Below are 3,649 nucleotides of genomic sequence, written 5' to 3'. Positions count from 1 at the left end.
GACAGCCAGAAAATCGTGCAAACCCTTTGGTTTGCGCCACCGCACAGGGTGGTTACAGCACGTTAAAGGCACCGACCCAGTCGGTAGCCAATAACGGAAAAAGGCCGGTGGCAAAAGCCACCAGCCATCAGCCGTTCGCTCAACGCTCGGGCTGGAGACACAAAGTCGATGCTTACTTGAGCTCGACTTTAGCGCCTGCTTCTTCCAGAGCTGCTTTGGCTTTGTCAGCGGCTTCTTTAGCAACGCCTTCCAGAACCATGGCAGGAGCACCGTCAACTACAGCCTTGGCTTCTTTCAGGCCCAGACCGGTCAGCTCACGTACAGCCTTGATCACGTTCACTTTCTTATCGCCAGCGTCAGCCAGGATAACGTTGAACTCGGTTTGCTCTTCAACAACGGCAGCGGCAACAGCTGGGCCGGCAGCGGCAACAGCAGCAGTAACGCCGAAGGTTTCTTCCATCGCTTTGATCAGTTCAACAACTTCCAGAACGGTTTTCTGGCCGATCGCTTCGATGATTTGCTCGTTAGTCAGAGACATGACTATAGATTCCTGTATTGGGGTGACAGCCTACGCAGCCATCAAATTAAACGTATGATTTAGAAAGAGCTTGCCGAGCCTTAGGCTGCAGCAGCTTCTTTCTGGTCGCGAATAGCCGCCAGAGTACGAGCCAGCTTGCTGGTAGCGCCTTGGATCACGCTCATCAGCTTCGCAATAGCCTCGTCGCGAGTTGGCAGAGAAGCCAACACGTCGATCTCGTTTGCTGCGAGGTACTTGCCCTCGAACGCAGCTGCCTTGATCTCGAACTTTTCCTGACCCTTTGCGAACTCTTTGAAAATACGAGCAGCAGCGCCCGGATGTTCCTTGGAGAATGCAATCAGGGTAGGGCCGACGAACGCGTCGTTGAGCACGTCATATTGAGTGCCTTCAACAGCGCGCTTGAGCAAGGTGTTACGTACAACGCGTACATAAACACCAGCTTCGCGGGCCTCTTTACGGAGTCCGGTCATAGCGCCTACTGTCACACCACGGGCATCAGCCACGACAGCGGACAGGGCAACTTTGGCAGCCTCGTTGACTTCAGCGACGATGGCCTTCTTGTCTTCGAGTTTAATTGCCACGGGTTTAACTCCTGCTTGTTACCGTTTCATCCAACCTGGGCTGGATGTCGTTTTGGTGTCTGATTCGGTAAGGAACCGGGAGCACCATCTGCGTAGGCTTGTGGTTTAAGACTTGCGTCGCCTACGGTCTTGGATAGCCCCCGCCAGGCAGGGACCCCAATTTTTACAACTGACGCAATCGCTCGCGTCAGTTCGTGCCTTATACGTCCAGCGAGCTTTGGTCGATGACCAGGCCTGGGCCCATGGTGGTGCTCAGGGTAACGCGCTTGACGTAGATACCTTTCGAAGAAGCTGGCTTGATACGCTTCAGGTCAGCGATCAGAGCTTCAACGTTCTCCTTCAGCTTGACGGCGTCGAAGCCGACCTTGCCAACGGAGGTGTGGATAATGCCGTTCTTGTCGGTACGATAGCGAACCTGACCAGCCTTGGCGTTTTTAACAGCCGAAGCGACGTCTGGAGTCACGGTACCTACCTTCGGGTTAGGCATCAGACCACGAGGACCCAGAACCTGACCCAGCTGACCTACAACACGCATCGCGTCCGGAGAAGCGATAACCACGTCGTAGTTCAGGTCGCCGCCTTTCATTTCGGCAGCCAGCTCATCCATACCTACACGGTCAGCACCGGCAGCCAGAGCAGCTTCAGCAGCTGGCCCCTGGGTAAACACAGCAACACGAACGGTCTTGCCAGTGCCGTGTGGCAGCACAGTAGCGCTGCGAACAACCTGGTCAGACTTACGTGGGTCTACGCCCAGGTTCACAGCGACGTCTACGGACTCGTTGAACTTAACGGTCGACAGTTCGGTCAGGAGAGCGGCGGCATCTACGAAATTGTAGGCTTTGCCTGCTTCAATCTTGCCGGCGATAGCCTTTTGGCGCTTGGTCAGCTTAGCCATTACACACCCTCCACGTTAAGGCCCATGCTACGAGCAGAACCGGCGATAGTACGCACGGCTGCATCCATATCAGCTGCGGTCAGATCAGCGTTTTTGGTTTTCGCGATCTCTTCCAGCTGAGCACGGGTAACAGTGCCAACCTTAACGGTGTTCGGACGAGCGGAGCCGCTAGTCAAACCAGCAGCCTTCTTCAGCAGAACCGAAGCAGGGGTGCTCTTGGTTTCGAAAGTAAAGCTACGGTCACTGTACACAGTGATGATCACTGGAGTCGGCAGACCTGGCTCAAGACCCTGAGTACGGGCGTTGAAGGCCTTGCAGAATTCCATGATGTTCACGCCATGCTGACCCAGAGCAGGGCCAACGGGCGGGCTTGGGTTGGCCTGAGCGGCCTTAACTTGCAGCTTGATGTAAGCAGTAATCTTCTTAGCCATGAGGCACTCCAATTACGGGTTCAGACGCCTATAAAGGCTCCCCGGTTACTTGCGCGTTTATCCCAGTGACGACAAAACCCCACAGCCTAGGGCTGCGGGGTATGGGATTCTCGTTCAGTTATGCCTTCTCGACCTGACTGAACTCCAACTCTACCGGAGTAGAGCGACCGAAAATGAGCACGGCCACCTGGATCCGGCTCTTTTCGTAATTAACCTCTTCGACCGTACCATTGAAATCAGCGAATGGACCGTCAGTAACCCGGACCACCTCACCTGGCTCAAACAAGGTCTTGGGCTTGGGCTTGTCGCTACCATCAGCGACGCGACGCAGAATTGCTTCTGCCTCTTTATCAGTGATCGGCGCCGGCTTGTCAGCGGTACCACCAATAAAGCCCATTACACGAGGGGTATCCTTGACCAAGTGCCAAGTCCCCTCATTCATATCCATCTGGACCAGCACATAACCAGGGAAGAATTTACGCTCACTCTTGCGCTTCTGGCCATTGCGCATCTCAACCACTTCTTCAGTGGGGACCAGAATTTCGCCGAAGCCATCTTCCATGCCAGCCAGTTTTACACGCTCGATCAGCGAGCGCATTACATGCTTCTCGTAACCCGAGTAAGCATGCACAACGTACCAACGCTTAGCCACGGGACACCCTTAGCCAACAATCAAGGAAACGATCCAACCCAGCAGGGAGTCAAGCCCCCACAAGAGCAACGCCATAACCAAAACTACAGCCACGACAATCAGCGTGGTCTGAGTGGTTTCTTGACGGGTTGGCCATACGACTTTACGAATCTCTGTGCGAGCTTCCTTAACCAGGACAAAGAACGACTTGCCCTTTGCAGTCTGCAAGCCCACAAAGGCAGCGACAGCAGCAATGACAAGCAGCGCCAAGACGCGGTACAGGATTGGCAGACCAGAGTAATACTGATTACCAACAACACCAACGACCACCAAAGCGACAACAACGAGCCACTTCAGCAGATCGAAGCGAGAACCTTGAGCTTCAGCCTTAGGAGTCATCTATGAAGATCCTGTGAAAAGAAAGCCAGACACACCGAGTGAATCTGGCAGGTCAGGAGGGAATCGAACCCCCAACCTACGGTTTTGGAGACCGTCGCTCTGCCAATTGAGCTACTGACCTAAAAACAAAATCAGGCCGACCACTATATCGGCCTGACAGGGACTTTGCAAGAA

Annotated in this window: 6 protein-coding genes and 1 tRNA gene; all 7 read right to left on the bottom strand. The window is 54.2% G+C overall.

Going from position 1 to position 3,649, the window contains the following annotated elements; genetic code table 11:
* Positions 1-172: 172 nt before the first annotated feature.
* The 7 genes from rplL to ACK6AU_RS31525 all read right to left on the bottom strand — a co-directional run bounded on the left by rplL (position 173) and on the right by ACK6AU_RS31525 (position 3,596).
* The gene (gene rplL, locus ACK6AU_RS31555) at positions 173-538 is read right to left on the bottom strand and encodes a 50S ribosomal protein L7/L12 (RefSeq protein WP_185698159.1); all 366 of its coding nucleotides are present in this window, start codon (positions 536-538) and stop codon (positions 173-175) included.
* 80 nt (positions 539-618) lie between these two features.
* Positions 619-1,119 carry a 50S ribosomal protein L10 gene (gene rplJ, locus ACK6AU_RS31550; RefSeq protein ID WP_053138910.1) on the bottom strand — a complete coding sequence of 167 codons (501 nt, stop codon included), beginning with the start codon at positions 1,117-1,119 and terminating at the stop codon, positions 619-621.
* Positions 1,120-1,318: 199 nt separating this feature from the next.
* Positions 1,319-2,014 (bottom strand): 50S ribosomal protein L1, encoded by a 696-nt coding sequence (rplA, locus tag ACK6AU_RS31545; RefSeq protein ID WP_053138906.1) that lies wholly within the window; start codon positions 2,012-2,014, stop codon positions 1,319-1,321.
* The gene (gene rplK, locus ACK6AU_RS31540) at positions 2,014-2,445 is read right to left on the bottom strand and encodes a 50S ribosomal protein L11 (protein ID WP_003176435.1); all 432 of its coding nucleotides are present in this window, start codon (positions 2,443-2,445) and stop codon (positions 2,014-2,016) included. The genes rplA and rplK overlap by 1 nt, the downstream gene beginning before the upstream one ends.
* 118 nt (positions 2,446-2,563) lie before the next feature.
* Entirely contained in the window at positions 2,564-3,097 is a 534-nt protein-coding gene (gene nusG / locus ACK6AU_RS31535; RefSeq protein ID WP_002555501.1) for a transcription termination/antitermination protein NusG, read from the bottom strand.
* A 9-nt stretch (positions 3,098-3,106) separates the two neighbouring features.
* Entirely contained in the window at positions 3,107-3,475 is a 369-nt protein-coding gene (secE, locus tag ACK6AU_RS31530) for a preprotein translocase subunit SecE (RefSeq protein ID WP_053138903.1), read from the bottom strand.
* 45 nt (positions 3,476-3,520) lie between these two features.
* Positions 3,521-3,596 (bottom strand) — tRNA-Trp (locus ACK6AU_RS31525).
* Positions 3,597-3,649: the final 53 nt, after the last annotated feature.

The organism is Pseudomonas sp. KCJK8993, assembly GCF_046230915.1.
GTDB lineage: Bacteria > Pseudomonadota > Gammaproteobacteria > Pseudomonadales > Pseudomonadaceae > Aquipseudomonas > Aquipseudomonas piscis.
Note: the sequence above shows the minus strand (reverse complement) of the source record. Positions and strands in the feature narration are given on the sequence as shown.

Coding starts and splice junctions, on each gene's coding strand:
- rplL (WP_185698159.1), bottom strand. CDS start 538: ATGTCTCTGACTAACGAGCAAATCATCGAAGCGATCGGCCAGAAAACC.
- rplA (WP_053138906.1), bottom strand. CDS start 2,014: ATGGCTAAGCTGACCAAGCGCCAAAAGGCTATCGCCGGCAAGATTGAA.
- rplK (WP_003176435.1), bottom strand. CDS start 2,445: ATGGCTAAGAAGATTACTGCTTACATCAAGCTGCAAGTTAAGGCCGCT.
- secE (WP_053138903.1), bottom strand. CDS start 3,475: ATGACTCCTAAGGCTGAAGCTCAAGGTTCTCGCTTCGATCTGCTGAAG.